The organism is Halobaculum gomorrense (assembly GCF_900129775.1).
GTDB lineage: Archaea > Halobacteriota > Halobacteria > Halobacteriales > Haloferacaceae > Halobaculum > Halobaculum gomorrense.
Map to the genome: position 1 here is coordinate 194,604 of NZ_FQWV01000004.1, position 18,089 is coordinate 212,692.

An 18,089-nucleotide genomic window follows, 5' to 3' on the forward strand; every position below is an offset into this window, starting at 1 on the left:
GGGGTCCAGTCTGGCGGTCACCTGGTCACGAACTCGAACCGCGCCCCCCCGTCGTCGCCGGCAGTCACCGACACCGACCAGCCGTGCGCCTCGGCGATGCGACGGACGATGGCGAGGCCGAAGCCGGTGCCGTTCTCGACGCTGGAGACGCCGACGTCGAACACCTCCTCGCGGCGTTCGGGGTCGATCCCGGGGCCGTCGTCGGTGACGGCGAACCCGGTCGCCGCCGACTCGACGCGAACCGTCGGCGCGCTGCCGGCGTGCTCGACGCTGTTGCGAAAGAGGTTCTCGAACAGCTCGCGCAGGCGTTCCTCGTCGGCCTCGACGGCGAGGTCATCCTCGACGGTGAGCGTCGCGTCGCCCGTGTCGACGCCTCTCCACGCCGCGCGGGCGGCCGCCGCCGCATCCACCCGCTCCGTGTCGCCGACGACCCGACCCTCGCGGGCGAGCCGCAGGAGGTCGTCGACGAGGTCGCGCATGCGCTCGACCGCGTCGGCGACGGTGTCGAGGTGGTCGGTGTCGCCCGTCTCTCGGGCCAGTTCGAGGTACCCCTCGGCGACGGACAGGGGGTTGCGGAGGTCGTGGGAGACGACGCTCGCGAACTCGTCGAGGCGCTCGTTCTGTCGCTGGAGCGTCCGCTCGCGCTCGCGCCGCTCGGTGATGTCCGAGTAGATGGCGTAGCCGCCGAGGTTCTCGGCGTCCAGCTCCAGCGGCACGACGTACATGAGGAAGTCGCGGAGCCCGTCGGCCGTCTCGCGTCGGACCTCCTGTCTGATGCTCTCGCCGTTCGCGAGGCGGTCGTTGAACTCGGCGGCCTCCGGCTCGGCCTCCTCGGGGACGATGTGGTCGTCGACGCACTCCCCGAGCACCTCCTCACCGAGGCCGAACGTCTCCTCGAACGCGCTGTTGATCGCCACGATGATCGGCTCGCCGTCGACGAGTTCGAACGACAGCGCCGCGTCGGGGACGTTCTCGAACAGCGCCGACAGGCGGTCGCGCTCGGCGCGGAGATCGGCCTCTGCGCGGACTCGGACGAGCGAGACCGCGACGTGTGCCATCAGGAGTTCCGCGTTGGTGAGGTCGTCGCGGTCGAACGCGCCGGGCTCGGTGGCGACCGCCTGGAACACCCCGAGGTCCCCGATCGGGACCGACACCGCGGACCGGTACTCCCGGCGGACGGGCACGGCGTCGTCGCGGTCGGCCACGTCCTCGATCAGGATCGACTCGCCCGTCCGGTACGTCTTGCCGGCGATCCCTTCGTCGAGATCCATCGGTCGCGAGCCGTTCGGGAGGCTGCCGTCGGAGTCGATGACCGGCACGAGCATCTCTCCCTCGCGCAGCGACATCGTTGATTTGTCGAACGAGAGCACGTCCCTGGCGGCCTCGACCGCCCGGTCGAGGAGCTGCTCCTCGGACTCGGCGGCCGCGAGGTCGGTCGCGGCGACGTGGAGCCGCTCTGTCGTCTCGCGGGCCGCCCGGAGCGCCGCCTCCGAACGGATCCGCTCGCGGGTCACCGTCGCGTACGAGACGAGGAGTTCCGCGAACTCCAGATCGCCCTCGTCGAACCCGCCCGGCTCGTTCTTGACCGCTTGGAAGACCGCGTTACCGGCGAACGGCACGGAGATGAGCGACCGGGACTCTCCGTCGTGGGACTGTGCGACCGGGTGGCCGATCATGTCGTCGACGAGGATCGACCGCCCCTCGTCGTGGGTGACCGCCATCGCGCCGAACTCGCGCGGGAGCTCGGCGGGCAGGTCGTCGTCGGAGGCCGCACACCGGCGGAACCGGTCGGACTCGGCGGCGTACACGGCCGAGCGGTCGAACGAGAGCACGCGCTCGGCGATCTCGACGGTCAGCTCGAACAGCTCTGTCTCGCGCTCGGCGTCGACGAGCCGCGGGGCCGCCTCGTGGAGCTCGGTCATCACGCGCTCGCGGCGGGTCAGGTCCGCCTGCGCGCGCAGTCGTCGGTACGACTGCCCCACGTGCATGGCGAGCAGCTCCGCAAGCTCCCGATCGGTCTCGTCGAAGGCGTGGGGGCGACGCGCGACCGCCTGGAAGACGGCGTCGTCGCCGAACGGGACGGTGATGCTCGACCCGGTCGCCTCGGAGTTCGACAGCTCCTCGGCCTCCACGTCGGCGACGTACATCGTCTGGCCGCGTCGGTACGCCCGCCCGGCGAGCGTCCCCTCGATCGGGACCTGGGCCGGGAGCCAGTCGGTCGACCGCTCGTGTGCGACGAGCTCGCCGTCCTCCTCGATGCCGATCGCGCAGTGGTCAAACGAGAGCACGCGACCGGCGATGGCGACCGTCAGCTCGAACAATCCGTCGACGCTGTCGACGGCGGCGATCTCCGCGGTCGCCTCGTGGAGCCGCGTCACGCGACGGCGGGCCGCGCGGAGCTGCCGTCTCGTCTCCCCGTCCCTGGCCCGTTCGATCTCGGCGGCGAGGCGTTCGGCATCGCTCCCCCGATCGACGTACCCGTCGACGTACGCCTCGGTCGGCTCCCGGTCGGCGTAGGCGACGACCGGCAGGGTCGCGACATCGAGCGCCTCGCGGGCGGCCGCGGGTACCTGCGGGCCGTCCACAAGCACGACCGCGCCCGGGCGGTCTCGGCCGTCGAGCGCCCGTTCGAGCCCAGCGGGGGTCGTCGTCTCGGTGTCGCCGTCGACGGAGTCGCCCAGCGCCACGGTGAACTCCTCGGAAATCGACACCCCGTCATCGGCGACGAGGAGGACCGAGGGCGACGGCTCCGCGACGGACCCCGACATAGTTACTCAGTGTTGTCGGTTCTCGGTTTAAGAGTAACGGGGACCCGACGTGCGTCGAACGCGGCCCGGAACCCTTTTGCGCGACGACGGGGCACAACGTGGTAATGAGCGATCTTACCGCGGAGTACCGCCTCGACTACTTCGAGGAGGAGGGGTTCTCCCGACGGGAGTGTTCCTCCTGCGGGGACCACTTCTGGACCCGCGACGAGGAGCGGACGCTGTGCGGGGAGCCGCCCTGTGAGGACTACTCGTTCATCGGGGAGCCCGGGTTCGACGAGGCGTACTCGCTTGAGGAGATGCGCGAGGCGTTCCTCTCGTACTTCGAGGCGCACGACCACGAGCGCGTCGAGCCGTACCCGGTCGCGGCGAACCGCTGGCGCGACGACGTGCTGCTCACCCAGGCGTCCATCTACGACTTCCAGCCGCTGGTCACCTCCGGGGAGACGCCGCCGCCGGCGAACCCCCTGACCATCAGCCAGCCGTGCATCCGGATGCAGGACATCGACAACGTGGGGAAAACCGGCCGCCACACGATGGCCTTCGAGATGATGGCCCACCACGCGTTCAACGCCAAAGAGGAGGTCGGCGACGAGTACGCCTACTCCGGGGAGGTGTACTGGAAGGACGAGACCGTCCGGCTCTGTGACGGCCTGTTCGAGGAGATGGGGGCGGACCTCTCGGAGATCACGTACATCGAGGACCCGTGGGTCGGCGGCGGCAACGCCGGTCCCGCCATCGAGGTCATCTACAAGGGCGCGGAGCTGGCCACGCTCGTGTTCATGTCGCTGGAGCAGAGCCCGGACGGCGACTACGAGCTGAAGGACGGCAACACCTACTCCGAGATGGACACGTACATCGTGGACACGGGGTACGGGCTGGAGCGGTGGACCTGGATGAGCCAGGGCACCCCGACCGTCTACGAGGCCATCTACCCCGACACCATCGAGTTCCTGAAGGACAACGCCGGGATCGACCTCACCGACGAGGAGGCAGACCTCGTCCGCCGCGCCTCCACGCTGGCGGGTCACCTCGACATCGACGAGGCCGAGGACATCGAGGCCGCCCGCGACAACATCGCGGACAAACTCGACGTCGACACTGACGAACTGACCGACCTGCTGGAGCCGCTTGAGAACATCTACGCCATCGCCGACCACTGCCGGACGCTCGCGTACATGTTCGGCGACGAGATCGTCCCCTCGAACGTCGGCACGGGCTACCTCGCGCGGATGGTGCTGCGCCGCACCAAGCGCCTCGTGGACGAGGTCGGGGTCGACGCCCCGCTCGACGAGCTGGTCGACATGCAGGCCGACCGCCTCGGCTACGAGAACCGCGACACGATCCGCGACATGGTCCGCACCGAGGTCGAGAAGTACCGCGAGACGCTCGACCGCGGCGGTCGAAAGGTGGAGGCGCTGGCCGACGAGTACGCCGGCACCGGTGAGCCCATCCCCGTTGAAGAGCTGATCGAGCTGTACGACTCTCACGGCATCCAGCCGGACATGGTCGAGGACATCGCCGCAGAGCGCGGCGCGACCGTTGAGGTGCCCGACGACTTCTACGGGCTCGTCGCCTCCCGGCACGACTCCGCACAGGCGTTCGACCGCGAGGACGACGCCGACGAGCGCCTCGCGGACCTCCCGGCGACCGAGCGGCTCTACTACGACGACCAGGAGCGCACGGAGTTCGAGGCGGTCGTCCTCGACGTGTTCGAACGTGCGGACGGCTACGACGTGGTGCTCGACCAGACGATGTTCTACCCGGAGGGCGGCGGCCAGCCCGCGGACCGCGGGACGCTCTCCACCGACGACACCACCGTCGAGGTCGAGGACGTGCAGATCCGCGGCGACGTGGTGCTCCACCGCACCGACGAGGACCCCGGGAAAGGCGAGTTCGTCACCGGGCAGGTCGACGGCGAGCGCCGCCGTCGGCTGATGCGCCACCACACCGCGACCCACATCGTCGGCTACGCCGCCCGGCAGGTGCTCGGCGACCACGTGCGGCAGGCGGGCGCCCAGAAGGGCCTCCAGTCGTCCCGCCTCGACGTGACCCACTACGACCGCGTCACCCGCGAGCAGGTGAAGGCGATCGAGGCGGTCGCCAACGAGCTCGTCCGTCGGAACGTCCCAGTCAAACAGGAGTGGCCCGACCGCCACGAGGCCGAGTCCGAGCACGGCTTCGACCTCTATCAGGGCGGGATCCCACCGGGCGAACAGATCCGGCTCGTCCGCGTCGGCGACGACGTGCAGGCGTGCGGCGGCACGCACGTCTCCCGGACGGGCGACATCGGCGCGATCAAGCTGCTGAAGACCGAGCCGGTACAGGACGGCGTCGAACGGCTCGTGTTCGCCGCCGGCGAGGCCGCCCTCGACGCGACCCACCGCACGGAGGACGCCCTGTACGACGCCGCGGACGTACTCTCGGTCGACCCGCAGGAGGTGCCCGAGACGGCCGAGCGCTTCTTCAGCGAGTGGAAACAGCGCGGCAAGACAATCGACCGCCTGAAGGAGGAACTCGCGGAGCTTCGCGCCGCCGCGGACGGCGAGGAGGTCGAGATCGGCGACGCCGTCGCGGTCGTCCAGCGGATAGACGCCGACACCGACGAGCTTCGCGCCACCGCCAACGCCCACGTCGAGGACGGCCGGATCGCCGTGCTCGGCTCCGGCGCGGACGGCGCCGCGACGTTCGTCGTCGGCGTCCCCGACGGCGTCGGCGTCAACGCCGGCGAGGTCGTCGGCGAGCTCGCCGGCCGCGTCGGCGGCGGCGGCGGCGGCCCCCCCGACTTCGCCCAGGGCGGCGGCCCCGACGTGGACGCGCTCGACGACGCGCTCGACGACGCGCCGGACGTCCTCCGGCGGAAGCTGGAGGCCTGAGTCCCCGCCTCGATGTCGCTGATCGACGCGCTCCCGTACCCGATGGGCGCCGCGGCGGTGCGGAGCCTCACCGACGCCGACCGGATCGTCGAGGCGCACCACGAGGTGATCGCTCAGCGGTCCGGGACCGAGGTCGTGCCGGCGCTGTTGATCACGACCGAGACGCGGTCGTACGCCGTCGTTGAGGATCGCGAGGCCGAACGCTACCGCGTGTTGGCGTCGGGCGACCGTGACGACCGCGACGACGTGTACGCCGAGCTCCGCGAGTGGGCGACAGAGCAGGGGTACGGCGGGCCGTAGCTCGGCGCTCCCGGCCCGCTCGGGCCCGACGCTCGCGGTCGCCCCGGCGCGACCGAAACTCCTCTTCCGCCCGCGACCGAAACTCCTACTCGCCCGCCGGCCAAGCGGCGCACATGGACCCGCGCATCCGCGAACACGCAGAGACCATCGTCGACCACTCCATCGAACTGGAGGCGGGCGACGACCTCGTCATCCAGCTCCCCGCCGAGGCCGAGGACCTGGCTGTCGCCCTCCACGAGTACGCCGGCGACATCGGCGCGAACCCCGTCTACCTGAACAACTCCCAGCGCGCCGCCCGCGCGTACCTCCGCGCGCGCGAAGACGACTTCGAGCTGCCCGAGCACGAGCTGGCCCTCTACGAGGCGGCCGACGCCTTCGTCATCGCCCGTAGCGGCGGCAACGTCTCCGAGAAGGCGGACGTGGATCCCGAGACGACCGCCGACTACAACCGCGCGCGCCGGCCGGTCCAGACGGAGCGGCTCTCGAAGACGTGGTGTCTCACGCAGTTCCCGACGAGCGGGCACGCCCAACTGGCGGGCATGAGCACCGAGGAGTACGAGAACTTCGTGTACGACGCCGTCAGCATCGACTGGGAGGCGCAGGCGAAGTTCCAACAGCAGATGGTCGAGTTGATCGACGACGCGGAGGAGGTCCGCATCAAGTCCGGCGAGGAGACCGACCTCACGATGTCGGTCGCGGGCAACACCGCGCTCAACGACGACGGGAAGGCGAACCTCCCCGGCGGCGAGGTGTTCACCGCGCCGGTCAAAGATAGCGTGAACGGCGAGGTGTATTTCGACCTCCCGCTGTACCGGCAGGGCCGCGAGATCGAGGGCGTGCGCCTCACCTTCGAGGACGGCCGCGTCGAGGAGTTCTCCGCCGAGCGCAACGAGGAGGTTCTCGAGGGCGTGTTCAACACCGACGAGAACGCGCGCTACCTCGGCGAGCTCGGCATCGGCATGAACCGCGCCATCGACCGCTTCACGTACAACATGCTGTTCGACGAGAAGATGGGCGACACCGTCCACATGGCCGTCGGTTCGGCGTACCCCGAGACGGTCGGCGAGGGCAACGAGGTCAACGAATCCGCCGAGCACGTCGACATGATCGTCGACATGAGCGAGGACTCCGTGATCGAACTGGACGGCGAGGTGGTGCAGCGTGACGGGACGTTCACGTTCGAGGACGGCGAGGGGGAGTGAACGAGGGCTCGGACGGACGGCGGCGAGGTGTGCACGGTCGATCGAAGGGAGGTCGTGTGGCCCGAGCCGCTCACCGAGCAGGCGGGACGCGAACGGGGCGAGTGCCCCGAACCGAGCGTGCCGCTCCGGACGCGGTTCGCCACGCAGGTTCCACCGGAACTCATGGGGTCAGGTCCGGAGCCGCCGAGAGCGAGTTTGTGAGAACTAGTCACATCCCCTCGCCACGATGGCATTCACGACGCCGCAGAACGTCGAATCGACAACCTTCACGGAAGTACGTGTACTAATAGATTTCTCTCCTCGGCGCGGTACCGGGATTTATCCGTGTGTGACCGTGTCACTCAGGTGTGCCCAAGGTGAACTGTCCCGACTGCGGCCGTCAGATCGGAATGCACGAACTCGAGGCGAAGACGACGGCGCAGTCCGGCGGCTTCTCGACCCGATACCGCTGTCCGTTCTGTCGGACGGACATGGAAAACGTGACCGAGTTCATCGTCTGACCCCGGCGTTCGACCGGTTCGACGCCAGTTTTCACTCGCTCCGCGTTAGCGACCGCCGCGAACGACGGTTTACTCCTCGACGTCGAGGTCGAACTGGGCGTTCTCGACGACCGTGTTGAGCACGACGGAGGTGTTCGTCTCGCGGATGTCTTGGTCGGCGAGCAGCCCCTTGATCCCCTCGTTCATCTCGTCGGTGTCGCGGAACTTCCCGATCGCGATAACGTCGTAGTCGCCGGTGACCTCGTAGACGGACACCATCTGCTTTTGCTCGCGCAGGCGGTCGACGATGTCAGGCAGCGCGCTCCCCTCGACTTTCAACTGGACGATCGCGGTCACGTCGTAGCCGAGCCGGTCGTAGTTGACCCGCGGCGTGTACCCGTCGATGACGCCCGCGTCCTCCAGATCTCGGAGGTGATTCGAGATTGTCGTCACCGACACGTCCAGATCCTCCCCCAGCGAGCGGAGGCTGGCGCGACCGTTGCCCAAGAGCGCATTCACCAGCCTCGCGTCGAGATTTTCGTACGTCATTACAGTCGGCGACGGTCGCCACCCATTAGAATTTGACGGATGTCCACCCGAGAAGCTTCGAAGGGGAAAATAGCACCGACCGTCAACTCCTATATACCGGGAGTGTATCGAGTCAAACGTCACAACATGACGGACGGACATACCAAGCCGGACGGCGGGCTGAGCGCCGTCGAACAGGACGTTATCGACGAGATCGACGAGAAGGGGATCGACTTCCTCCGCCTCCAGTTCACGGACATTCTGGGGACGGTGAAGAACGTCTCCGTCCCGGCGACGCAGGCGGAGAAGGCGTTCACCGAGGGTATCTACTTCGACGGCTCCTCGATCGACGGTTTCGTACGGATTCAGGAGTCCGACATGCGCCTCAAGCCCGACCCCGAGACGTTCGCGGTGCTCCCGTGGCGGACCCGCGAGGGCGACGAGGGCGGCGCAGCGCGTCTCATCTGCGACGTGATCAACACCTCGACGGGCGAGCCGTTCGAGGGCGACCCCCGCCGCGTCCTGAAGGACGCGCTGGAGCGCGCCGCGGACATGGGGTACGAGGTCAACGCCGCCCCCGAGCCGGAGTTCTTCCTGTTTGAGGAGGACGAGGACGGTCGCGCGACGACGAAGACCAACGACGCCGGCGGCTACTTCGACCTCGCACCGAAGGACCTCGCACAGGACGTGCGCCGGGACATCATCTACGGGCTGGAGGACATGGGCTTCGAGATCGAGGCGTCCCACCACGAGGTCGCAGAGGGTCAACACGAGATCAACTTCGAGTACGACGACGCCCTCACGACCGCCGACAACGTCGGCACCTTCCGCACGGTCGTGCGCGCCATCGCGGCCCAGCACGACCTCCACGCGACGTTCATGCCCAAGCCGATCCCGAAGATCAACGGCTCGGGGATGCACACCCACATCTCGCTGTTCACCGAGGACGGCGAGAACGCGTTCCACGACGGCGACGACGAGTTCGACCTGAGCGAGGAGGCCAAGCAGTTCACCGCCGGCATCCTCGAACACGCACCCGCCATCGCGGCCGTGACGAACCCGACGGTGAACTCCTACAAGCGGCTGGTGCCCGGCTACGAGGCGCCCGTCTACGTCGCCTGGTCCGACCGCAACCGCTCGGCGCTCATCCGCAAGCCGGCCGCGCGCGTACCGGCCGCCTCCCGGATCGAGGCGCGCTTCCCCGACCCCTCGTGTAACCCGTACCTTGCGTTCGCCGCGCTCATCCACGCCGGCCTCGACGGCATCGAGGAGGGCATGGAGTGCCCCGACCCGGTCCGCGAGAACATCTACGAGTTCGACGAGGCCAAGCGCGAGGAGCACGGCATCGGCACGCTCCCTTCGAATCTCGGCGAGGCGGTTGACGCGCTCGAAACGGACGAGGTCGTCCAGGACGCGCTCGGCGAGCACGTCACCGAGAAGTTCATCCAGGCGAAGACCGAGGAGTACGACGAGTTCCGCATCGACGTCTCCCAGTGGGAACTCGACCGCTACCTCGAGAAGTTTTGAGGCCCCGACGATAGCCCGCGTTCTTTTTTTTTTGATGGCCGTCTTTCCAGCCCGCTCAGTCGAATCACTCAGTCGGACCGCTCCGACCCGGGTGATTCGCCGTCCGGTTCGGCCTCGGTAATGAGATCCCCGACCGACGATTCCTCCGCCTCGTCCCCTCGCGCCGTCCGAGCGCGGTCCACGATCGTCGGCCACACGACGACGAGCGCGACGCCCGCGAACGACAGCGGCGCGACCGCGAGCAGGCGGAACGGCGTCGTGTCAGGGACGACGCCGAAGACGTACGGGAGCCCGGCCGAGGCCACGAGGGACGCCGAGCCGAACACCGCGGCGACGACCGCGAGTCCGCCGACGACTCCGGGGACGCCGACGGGCGCCGGCTCCGTGCCGCGGATCCGCCAGACGGCGTACCCGCCGAGTCCGCCGCCCAGCGCGATCACCGCTTCGAGCACCTCGCCGCCGTGACCGCCCGCGGCGGCGATCGCGGCCGCCGCCGCACCGAGGACGGCCGCGAGGAAGAACGCCCGGTCGGGGTTCGGCCGGAACCCGGAGCGTGCGACCCGTCCGAACAGCCACAGCCCCGCGACGCCGACGGCGACGCCGGCGACGACATCCGCGAGGTAGTGCACGCCGAGCGCGAGCCTGGTGAGCGCGATGACGCTGATAAGGAGCCCGGCGACCCGGAGGCGCTGCCGGCGCGCCCCCACGTCGAGGAACGTCGCGAGGGCGCCGTACACCATCGTCGCACCGATCGCGTGGCCGGAGGGGAAGCCGAACCCGTCCCCGGTGGCTGCGTCGACGTAGACGCCGCTGAGCAGGTCGGGGAGCCACGGCGGGAGGGTCGCCTCGCCGGCGCCGGGCGGCCGGGGGAGCGCGAACAGGCTCTTGAGGCCGACGGTGACCGCGAGCGCACCGAGGCCGACGGCGACGACCGTCGCGCCGACGCGACGGGGGTTCGCCGCCAGCCGATCGTCGGCGATCCAGTACAACAGCGCGAGCCCGAGGTAGAGGAACCACGCGTCGCCCAACTGCGTGAGGAGGGCCGCGACCGCGACCACCCAGTCGGGCAGCGCGGCCCCACCGGCGGTGATGGTGCGGACCATCCGCTCACCTCATCGCCGGTCCCGGACGGCGTCGATCGCGCGTCCGGGAACCGACACGAGGTTCAGCCCGACGCCCACGAGCACGAACAGCGTGTACAGTCCCAGCGTCGAGAGGAACAGCACGAGCATCGCGGCGATCGCCACCCACCCTTCGAGGAAGTAGAACGCGCCGAGCGTCATCACGGTGCCGTACAGCAACACGAGGTACGGCCCCCACCCCCGGGCGTGGCCGCGGCGCATCCGGCTGCGGACGTACCGCTTCAGCTCGGCCTCCAGGGCCGGCTTCCGGACGGTCCGATCGTCAATCGCGTCGAGGTCCGCGCGGAGCTCGGCGACGCGCTCGTCTAACTCCCCGATGTCCGGCGCCGGACGGCCGTCGTCCTCCTCGTCGCCGGCTTCCGTCTCGGCGTTCGCGGTCTCGCCGCTCATTCGTCCCTTCGCACGCGTGTCCGTCCCTTTATGTTGCCGGTCTCTCCCGTGGATTCGGTCGGATCGTCTCCGTCGTCGGCGGGGTCACCGCCAGGCTCGTCGGCCCCGAGGACGACGTTGACGACGGCGCCGACGAGCACGAGCGTCGCGCCGAAGTAGAGGAACGTCACGAACAGCAGGATCCCCCCGAGTGTGCCGTACACCGCCGCCTGTCCGCCGTCGCCGGCGGCCTGGAGGTCGACGTACGCCTGGAACCCGGCCCCGAGGAGCGTCCACCCGCCCCCCGCGAAGACGGCGCCCGGAAGCGCCTCCCGGACGGTCACATCCGTGCCCGGGAACACGTAGTACATCGGCAGGAACGCCGTCGTCAGCACGACCGGGAGCGCGATCAGCCCCGCGAGTTCGGCGACGACGCCGACGTCAAGCGCGGCGACGACGCCCGCGACCGCGACCACCGCGAGCAGGCCGCCGCCGACGCTGGCGACGACCAGCAGCGCGTTCCGGATCTGATCGAGCAGCCCATCCGGTCCCTCGGCGCCGTAGACGGTCGAGAATGCAATGTCGAGCCCGCGGAGCACCTTCAGCGCGCCCCACAGCGTCAGCGGCAGGCTGATGAGCGTCACCGACCCCTGCCCGGCGCCGGCGACGAGCGCGTCGATCACCACCTGCTGGCCCGTCTCGGTCAGCACGCCCGCGCTCGCCTCGAGGACCGCCGTCGCGAGCCGATCGCCGCCGACGGCGACGGCGACGACGAGCGCCAACACCGCCGCCGGGAGCACCGACACGAACGCGTAGTACGCCACGCCGGCGGCGAGAAAGGTCACGTTCTGGTCGCTGGTCACGCGGGCGACTCGCCTCGCGGCGGCGACTGCGCGTCCGACCGCGTCCATCGCGGAACGGCGTCGTGACACCACACCGCCCCGTTCGCGCGAGGGCGAGAAAAGCCCCCGGTCGGATCCCACGGGTGCGACGGCAGCGTCGCCCGGATATCGTCGGCGCTTCCCCGTGGCCGACCGTCGCTCACCCCAGTTCGGCAGTCGCCTCGCGCATCTCGGCGACCGTCGCGTCGCTCTTGAACGCGGTCCCGGAGTAGTGCGCGTGGGAGGCCGCGAAGCCGGCCTCGCGAAGCGCCGCGACGAACTCGTCCATGCCGACCGCGGGGCGGGTCCACTGCTTGCAGAGGCGGTGCTGGTCGTAGTGCGTCGGCGTGTCCAGCTCCGCCGCGACCGTCTGCAACATCGACCGCGCGCGCGCCGCCTCGCCCATGTCGTCGGTCACCTCGTCGGCGACGCGCTCGGTGAAGCCGGCGTCCGCGACCGGCCCGAGCCAGATCGGCCCCGCGGTGAGGACCCGATTGGACCCGCAGTGCGGGCAGTCCTCGGGCACGTCGGGCAGCCGGCCGAACTCGTGATCGCGTTCGAGGCAGTCCTCGCAGTGGTGGACGAAGCCCAGTTCCTCCAGCGTCGCCGTCGCGTCGGTGGCGTTCGCCTCCAACTCGAGATAGGTGCGCGCGTAGTGGCGCGAGACGTGCGAACAGATCGGGACGGCGGCCTTGTCGCGGCTGGCCGCCCGGCGCACGAGCGCGCCGATCAGCACGCGAAGCCCCATCTCGGGGTGGTACTCGGTGTTTCGAGGAACCGTGTCGTAGCGGCGGACGCCCGAGTCGAAGTGGGCGCCGCACAGCGGCGCGGTGTCGGTCGCGGTGACGCACAGGAGGTTCCGCGTGCCCGCGACGGCGGCGTCGGCGAACGGCATCGGCGAGCCGTACGGGTCCACGTCGACCACGTCGAAGAACCCCTCGTGCAGCAGCGCGTTCGCGTCGCGCTGGAGCGCCTCGCCGCCGTAGGGCGCGAGGTTGCGCCCGGCGAGCGCGACGGCGTCGTCGTCCACGTCGGCGGCGGTGGCGTCGTACCCCTCGGCGGCCGCGCGCGCGGCGCGGACGCCCGAGGCCGCCATCGCGTCGAGGTACGTCTCCGCGCGCGATTCGCGCTCGGCGTAGGCCCGCAGCACGGCGACGGTCACGTCGCGGTTCAACTCCATCTCGGGGTTGTAGAACACCTCGTCGGCGCGGCCCTCGCTCGCGCCGTCGCGCGCGCCTTCGACCTCGACGGTGACGCCGCCCTCCGTGACCTCCATCGTTGCCGGACGTGCGCCGCCCGCGTGGTTAACTGGCGTGGAATCGGTGCGTGACCGGTCGCCGGCGGCGACTCGGACCGCTCGGGACCGCCCGGGACCGAAGCGTTTTGCCGCGGCCACGCGAACGGCCGCGACGTGACCCGCGGGGACGGCGGCGGCGAGCCGGACGCGACACCGTCAGCCGCCGGTTCGGCCGACACGGACGCCACGGCGGCCGACGCCGGCACGGGACCGACGGACGACGCGACCGGGACGGGCGGCGAGTTCACCCCCGGTGAACTCGCGGACCTGGCGGCCGAGGACTGGCGGGCGGCGCTCGCGGCCGCCGGCGAACTCCGCCCGCCCGTGGTCGCCGAGATCATCACCGTCCACGGCGACCGCGGCAGTCGGGCAATCGAGGCCGTCGCCGAGGGACGGGTGAAGCGCTACCGCGATTTCACCGTCGTCGTCGGCTACCGCGACGAACACGTCGTCGAGGACGGCGGCTGCGACTGCCGGGACGCCACCTACAACCTCGACACCTCCGACCCGAGCGAGCGCTGCTGGCACGCGCTGGCGGTCGACATCGCCGACCGCGTCAACCGCGTCGACCACCACGACATGTGGTACTCCGAGGTCGCGGAGTTCCTCTGATCGCCCCGGAGGCGCCGACTGCGGCGGCCCCGGTCGATTGGGGTCGAGCGACGGTCACTCGAACGACGCCGTCTCGACGGTGACCCCGTAGTACACCGCCGGCGCGAGCGCGAGCGCCACCGCCGAGAGGACGGCCGCGGACGACACCGACCCGACGAGCAGCGCGGCGAACAGGATGGCGACGCCGAGGACGACGCCGGCAGCGACGGCCCCAAGCCGCGCGTCCGCGCTCGCGGCGAACCCGGCACTGCGGGCGGCGAGCGCGCCGGCGATCCACAGCACGAGCGCGGCCGCCGCGCCGAACGGCGTCTCCAAGAACAGGCCGGCGACAAGCAGCGCCGCCCCGGCGACGACGCCGGCGAGGAGGAGCGCTCGGCCGTTCGGAAGCGATCGGCGTGGCGCGTACCCGACGGCGTACGCCCACGCCGGCGCGGCGACCAGCAGGCCGAAGAAGACCCCGCGGAGCGTCGCGACCCCGCTCCCGAGCGCCGCGGTCGCGACCGCGTCGGCGACGACGAGGCCGCCGACGAGCGTGCCGGCGGCGGCGACCGCTCGCGGCGGAAGCACCGCCGTCGGGTCGTCGTCGTGGTGGACCGCGTACACCGCGAACGGATACAGGAGGCCGACGCCGGTGAGCAGCGACCGCGACAGGTCGCTGGTCGCCCACAGGGCGAACGCGCCGACGGGCGCGGCCAAGAGGAGACCGGTGAGCAGCGCGAGTTCCGGGGTTCGGCGGTTCACGGTGTCGGTACGACGGGGTCGAGCAAAAGCCCCTCGTCGCTCCGGGAGCGACCGCATTCGCCGTGCGCGACGGTGTCTGGCCAGACGGAAGCGTTTAGACCGTGCCGAAGGTACCGCTCCGCATGGCGGACTGTCCACTTGCGGATGACTGCCCCCGGTTCTCCGAGCGGATCCAGGGCATGGGCTGTCAGCACTACGGCGACCGCGGCGGCGCCGAGTGGTGCAACGAGTACAACATGCCCATCTCGGACCTGAAACAGCAGCCGGTGAAACCCGGCGAGGAGGTCGTCGTCGAGGTCGACGACATTCACGAGAGCGGCGCCGGCGTCGGCCGCACCGAGGACGGCTTCATCGTCATGGTCGACGGGCTGCTCCCGCCCGCGCGGGCGGTCGTCCGCATCGACCGCGTGAAGCAGAACCACGCGAAAGCGAAGCGCGTCGTCGAGCGGCTCCCCGACGAACCGGAGGGCGACGACGAGGACGCAGACGGCGAGGGCGAGAACCCCGAGATCGAAGAGGAGACGGAAGCGAAGCGGGGCGAACGCCTCGGATCGCGCGACAACTTCTGGGGCTCGTAGGACCGACCCGCCCCGGGCGTCGCGGCCGGACAGTCCGTACTATGCTTTTTGTGCGCTCGGGTCCGAGTTCACGGTATGGCTAACGAGGGGAGCGTCGACGCGGTCGATGTCGCCGAGCTGCTCGACCGCGCCGGGTTCGATGCCGACCAGAGCGTTCTCACCCGCCGACAGGCGGAGGTGCTCGCGCTGCGCGAGCGCGACGTGCGGCAGGCGGACATCGCGGACCTGCTGGGTACGTCGCGCGCCAATGTCTCCAGCGTCGAGTCGTCCGCCCGCGACAACGTCGAGAAGGCGCGCGAGACGGTCGCGTTCGCCGAGGCGCTGTCGGCGCCAGTGCGGATCGAGATCGCCGCCGAGACCGACCTCTACGACGTGCCAGACCGGGTGTACGACGCGTGCGACGCTGCGGACGTGAAGGTGAACCACACCGCCCCGGACCTAATGAAGCTCGTGAGCGACGACGCCGGCGACGCCGTCCAGGGCCGGAAGGTGGTCGACCCGATCCTCGTCGGAATCACCAGCACCGGTGCCGTTCGCGTCCGGCGCTCCGAGCATGCTGACATCGAGTAAGCGCGCGAATCCCGTCGCCTCCTTGCCGTCTCTCGCGGCTTTTTGTAGCTCACGCTCGCAGCGACCGATATGGACCTACGACTCGACGGCAACACCGCGCTGGTGACGGCCAGCTCGAGCGGCCTCGGCTTCGCCTCGGCGGCGTCCCTGGCCGCAGCGGGAGCGAACGTGGTGATATGCGGTCGGACGCCCGAGCGACTCGATGAGGCCGAGGCGGCACTCGGAGCGGAGCCGGGCGAGGTGCTCGCGGTCGAAGCCGACGTGACCGATCGCGACGACGTGGCGGCGCTCGTCGAGGCGACCGTCGACGAGTTCGGAGGGCTCGACCACGTCGTCACCAGCGCGGGCGGCGTCCCGCCGGGCGCCTTCGACGACGCGACCGACGAGCAGTGGTACGGCGCCTTCGACACGCTCGTGATGAGCGCCGTCTGGACGCTTCGCGAGGCCCGTCCGCACCTGGCCGACAGCGACGCGGGCACCGTGACGTGCATCACCTCCACGTCGGTCCGCGAGGCCATCGACGGCCTCGTGCTCTCGAACGCCGTCCGCCGGACAGTCATCGGTCTCGTGAAGACAATCTCCCGGGAGTGGGCGCCCGAGGTGCGCGCGAACGCGGTCCTTCCCGGCGCACACGAGACCGCCCGGATCGAGGAACTGGTCGAGGACGCGCTCGCCCGCGGCGAATACGACAGCTACGATGAGGGCGTCGAAGACTGGGCCAGCGACATCCCCCTGAACCGCATCGGCGACCCGACGGAACTGGGCGACGTGGTCGCGTTCCTCTCCTCTGAGCGCGCGTCGTTCGTCAACGGCGCGGCGCTGCCGGTCGACGGCGGGCGCCTGCGCTCGTAAGCCCCGTCAGCGGCCGCGCGGTCGCAGCTCTCAGAACTCCCCGGCCTCCTTCAGCCGGTCGACGGCGTCGCGTACGCGCTGCGCCTCCTCCTTCGGGACGACGAGCACGCGGTCGTCGTAGGCGACGACGCACAGCCCCTCGACGCCGACCAGCGAGACGTGTTTGTCGTCGCCGGCGACGACGTTGTCCGCGGCGTCGACGGAGAGCACCTCGGCGTCGCCGGCGACGGCGTTGTCCGCGGCGTCGGTCCCGTCGCCATCGGGGTCGCCGGCGTCGAGCACGCGCTCCAGCGCGTCCCACGACCCGAGGTCGTCCCACGCGAAGTCGGCGGGGACGACCGCCGCGCGGGCGGCCCGCTCCATCACCGCGTAGTCGACGCTGACGGGCTCGACCGCCCAGAACCCCGCCTCGGGGTCAGGATCGTCGCCATCGAGCGCATCCGCGAGCGGCCCGAGCGGCGTGCCGCGCGCCTCCCGGAACAGCGCCGCGGGCGTCCACGCGAAGATACCCGCGTTCCAATAGTGGCCTTCGTCGAGGTACTCAGCGGCGGTGTCGGCGTCGGGCTTCTCGTGGAACGCGGCGAGGTCGCGGTAGGCGGGCGCGGATCCGGTCCCGCCCCGCTCCTCGCCGGGTTCGATGTATCCGTACCCGGTGGCGGGGCGGGTCGGCTCGACGCCGAAGGCGACCAGCCGGCCGGTGTCGCCGGCGACGCGCGCCCCGCGCGCCATCGTCGCCTCGAAGGCGTCGGCGTCGGGGACGTGGTGGTCGGCGGGGAGGACGACGACGACCGGGTCGCCGTCGACCGCCTCGCGTGCGCGGTGGGTCGCGTACAGCGCCGCGGGGCCGGTGTCCCTGCCCACCGGTTCGACCACCACCTCGGCGTCGGGGGCGTGCTCGGGCACCTCGGCGGCGAACTCCGGGCGCGTGGCGACCAGCGTCGCGTCCGCGAAGCCCGTACGGGCGGCGGTTCTGGCCAGGAGGCTCCGGTCGTCGTCGCCCCCCAGCGCGAGAAACTGCTTCGGGCGGTCGCTGCGGGAAGCGGGGTAGAGACGCGAGCCGGTGCCGCCGGCGAGGATCACGGCGACGACGGGGCGGTTCATACCGGCGAGACGAGGCCGACGGTGAAAAGCGATCGCCGCCGGCGGTCCGTCCGGTCGTCTGCCTGTCCGTCCACCCAACCGCTCGGACCGTTCGCTCGGTGTGGGCCTGGTTTGGGCGGCTCGGCACGCAGACCTCGCCGCCGCGGGGCCGAGGCCTCCCTGCGGTCGCGTCCCGCCTTGCTCACGGGTCGCGTCGCCGTCTCGCGGGTCGCTTCGCTCCTCGCTCGACTGCTCGGGGCGCTCGTTTCGCTCGCGCCCCGCACTCCCCG

At 70.7% G+C, this 18,089-nt stretch carries 15 protein-coding genes and 1 pseudogene; 9 read left to right on the forward strand and 7 right to left on the reverse strand.

The annotated features are described in order from the left end of the window. Positions 1–17 precede the first annotated feature (17 nt). Positions 18–2,768, reverse strand: a complete 2,751-nt coding sequence (locus BUE16_RS09315) for a GAF domain-containing protein (protein WP_073308919.1) — start codon at positions 2,766–2,768, stop codon at positions 18–20. A 104-nt stretch (positions 2,769–2,872) separates the two neighbouring features. On the opposite strand from BUE16_RS09315, the gene alaS reads away from it, so the two are divergent. From alaS to BUE16_RS16690, 4 genes are all read left to right on the forward strand, one after another. After that, positions 2,873–5,641, forward strand: a complete 2,769-nt coding sequence (gene alaS, locus BUE16_RS09320) for an alanine--tRNA ligase (protein WP_073308921.1) — start codon at positions 2,873–2,875, stop codon at positions 5,639–5,641. Between the two features lie 12 nt (positions 5,642–5,653). Then, entirely contained in the window at positions 5,654–5,941 is a 288-nt protein-coding gene (locus BUE16_RS09325) for a hypothetical protein (RefSeq protein WP_073308923.1), read from the forward strand. A 113-nt stretch (positions 5,942–6,054) separates the two neighbouring features. Continuing rightward, a complete protein-coding gene (locus BUE16_RS09330; RefSeq protein WP_073308925.1) occupies positions 6,055–7,143 on the forward strand; it encodes an aminopeptidase in 1,089 nt (362 codons plus the stop codon). A gap of 347 nt (positions 7,144–7,490) precedes the next feature. Then, a complete protein-coding gene (locus BUE16_RS16690) occupies positions 7,491–7,643 on the forward strand; it encodes a hypothetical protein (RefSeq protein ID WP_159435754.1) in 153 nt (50 codons plus the stop codon). A gap of 69 nt (positions 7,644–7,712) precedes the next feature. Here the strand turns inward: BUE16_RS16690 and lrp are convergent, their stop codons facing one another. After that, complete coding sequence (gene lrp / locus BUE16_RS09335; RefSeq protein WP_073308927.1) at positions 7,713–8,171, reverse strand: HTH-type transcriptional regulator Lrp; 459 nt, start codon at positions 8,169–8,171, stop codon at positions 7,713–7,715. A gap of 126 nt (positions 8,172–8,297) precedes the next feature. Between lrp and glnA the strand changes: the two genes are divergently transcribed. Next, the gene (gene glnA, locus BUE16_RS09340) at positions 8,298–9,677 is read left to right on the forward strand and encodes a type I glutamate--ammonia ligase (RefSeq protein ID WP_073308929.1); all 1,380 of its coding nucleotides are present in this window, start codon (positions 8,298–8,300) and stop codon (positions 9,675–9,677) included. Positions 9,678–9,745: 68 nt separating this feature from the next. Here glnA and BUE16_RS09345 read toward each other — a convergent pair whose 3' ends face one another. The 3 genes and pseudogenes from BUE16_RS09345 to BUE16_RS09355 all read right to left on the reverse strand — a co-directional run bounded on the left by BUE16_RS09345 (position 9,746) and on the right by BUE16_RS09355 (position 13,345). Beyond that, positions 9,746–10,780 (reverse strand): phosphatase PAP2 family protein, encoded by a 1,035-nt coding sequence (locus BUE16_RS09345; RefSeq protein WP_073308931.1) that lies wholly within the window; start codon positions 10,778–10,780, stop codon positions 9,746–9,748. Between the two features lie 9 nt (positions 10,781–10,789). Beyond that, positions 10,790–12,099: pseudogene (locus BUE16_RS09350) on the reverse strand (YihY/virulence factor BrkB family protein). A 130-nt stretch (positions 12,100–12,229) separates the two neighbouring features. Continuing rightward, positions 12,230–13,345: a tRNA (guanine(26)-N(2))-dimethyltransferase gene (locus tag BUE16_RS09355; RefSeq protein WP_073308933.1), complete on the reverse strand. Its 1,116-nt coding sequence runs from the start codon at positions 13,343–13,345 to the stop codon at positions 12,230–12,232. 288 nt (positions 13,346–13,633) lie between these two features. On the opposite strand from BUE16_RS09355, the gene BUE16_RS09360 reads away from it, so the two are divergent. Continuing rightward, on the forward strand, positions 13,634–13,978 hold the full coding sequence (locus BUE16_RS09360; protein WP_073309102.1) for a hypothetical protein: 345 nt from the start codon (positions 13,634–13,636) through the stop codon (positions 13,976–13,978). A 54-nt stretch (positions 13,979–14,032) separates the two neighbouring features. Here BUE16_RS09360 and BUE16_RS09365 read toward each other — a convergent pair whose 3' ends face one another. After that, positions 14,033–14,719, reverse strand: coding sequence for a hypothetical protein (locus tag BUE16_RS09365; protein WP_073308935.1), 687 nt, complete (start codon positions 14,717–14,719; stop codon positions 14,033–14,035). Between the two features lie 122 nt (positions 14,720–14,841). Here BUE16_RS09365 and BUE16_RS09370 point away from each other — a divergent pair, with 122 nt between their 5' ends. From BUE16_RS09370 to BUE16_RS09380, 3 genes are all read left to right on the forward strand, one after another. Continuing rightward, positions 14,842–15,297 (forward strand): TRAM domain-containing protein, encoded by a 456-nt coding sequence (locus BUE16_RS09370; RefSeq protein ID WP_073308938.1) that lies wholly within the window; start codon positions 14,842–14,844, stop codon positions 15,295–15,297. Positions 15,298–15,372: 75 nt separating this feature from the next. Further along, positions 15,373–15,867, forward strand: coding sequence for a Tfx family DNA-binding protein (locus BUE16_RS09375; RefSeq protein ID WP_073308939.1), 495 nt, complete (start codon positions 15,373–15,375; stop codon positions 15,865–15,867). 69 nt (positions 15,868–15,936) lie between these two features. Next, a complete protein-coding gene (locus BUE16_RS09380) occupies positions 15,937–16,719 on the forward strand; it encodes an SDR family oxidoreductase (protein ID WP_073308941.1) in 783 nt (260 codons plus the stop codon). 30 nt (positions 16,720–16,749) lie between these two features. On the opposite strand, the gene BUE16_RS09385 is transcribed toward BUE16_RS09380, so the two are convergent. Then, a complete protein-coding gene (locus BUE16_RS09385; RefSeq protein WP_073308943.1) occupies positions 16,750–17,820 on the reverse strand; it encodes a mannose-1-phosphate guanylyltransferase in 1,071 nt (356 codons plus the stop codon). Positions 17,821–18,089 lie beyond the last annotated feature (269 nt).

What these genes read in the sequence shown, in the direction of transcription:
- BUE16_RS09375 (WP_073308939.1), top strand. Translation starts at nt 15,373, where the DNA reads ATGGCTAACGAGGGGAGCGTCGACGCGGTCGATGTCGCCGAGCTGCTC.
- BUE16_RS09330 (WP_073308925.1), top strand. Translation starts at nt 6,055, where the DNA reads ATGGACCCGCGCATCCGCGAACACGCAGAGACCATCGTCGACCACTCC.
- BUE16_RS09370 (WP_073308938.1), top strand. Translation starts at nt 14,842, where the DNA reads ATGGCGGACTGTCCACTTGCGGATGACTGCCCCCGGTTCTCCGAGCGG.
- lrp (WP_073308927.1), bottom strand. Translation starts at nt 8,171, where the DNA reads ATGACGTACGAAAATCTCGACGCGAGGCTGGTGAATGCGCTCTTGGGC.
- glnA (WP_073308929.1), top strand. Translation starts at nt 8,298, where the DNA reads ATGACGGACGGACATACCAAGCCGGACGGCGGGCTGAGCGCCGTCGAA.
- BUE16_RS09385 (WP_073308943.1), bottom strand. Translation starts at nt 17,820, where the DNA reads ATGAACCGCCCCGTCGTCGCCGTGATCCTCGCCGGCGGCACCGGCTCG.
- BUE16_RS09345 (WP_073308931.1), bottom strand. Translation starts at nt 10,780, where the DNA reads ATGGTCCGCACCATCACCGCCGGTGGGGCCGCGCTGCCCGACTGGGTG.
- BUE16_RS09325 (WP_073308923.1), top strand. Translation starts at nt 5,654, where the DNA reads ATGTCGCTGATCGACGCGCTCCCGTACCCGATGGGCGCCGCGGCGGTG.
- BUE16_RS09355 (WP_073308933.1), bottom strand. Translation starts at nt 13,345, where the DNA reads ATGGAGGTCACGGAGGGCGGCGTCACCGTCGAGGTCGAAGGCGCGCGC.
- BUE16_RS09315 (WP_073308919.1), bottom strand. Translation starts at nt 2,768, where the DNA reads ATGTCGGGGTCCGTCGCGGAGCCGTCGCCCTCGGTCCTCCTCGTCGCC.
- BUE16_RS09380 (WP_073308941.1), top strand. Translation starts at nt 15,937, where the DNA reads ATGGACCTACGACTCGACGGCAACACCGCGCTGGTGACGGCCAGCTCG.
- alaS (WP_073308921.1), top strand. Translation starts at nt 2,873, where the DNA reads ATGAGCGATCTTACCGCGGAGTACCGCCTCGACTACTTCGAGGAGGAG.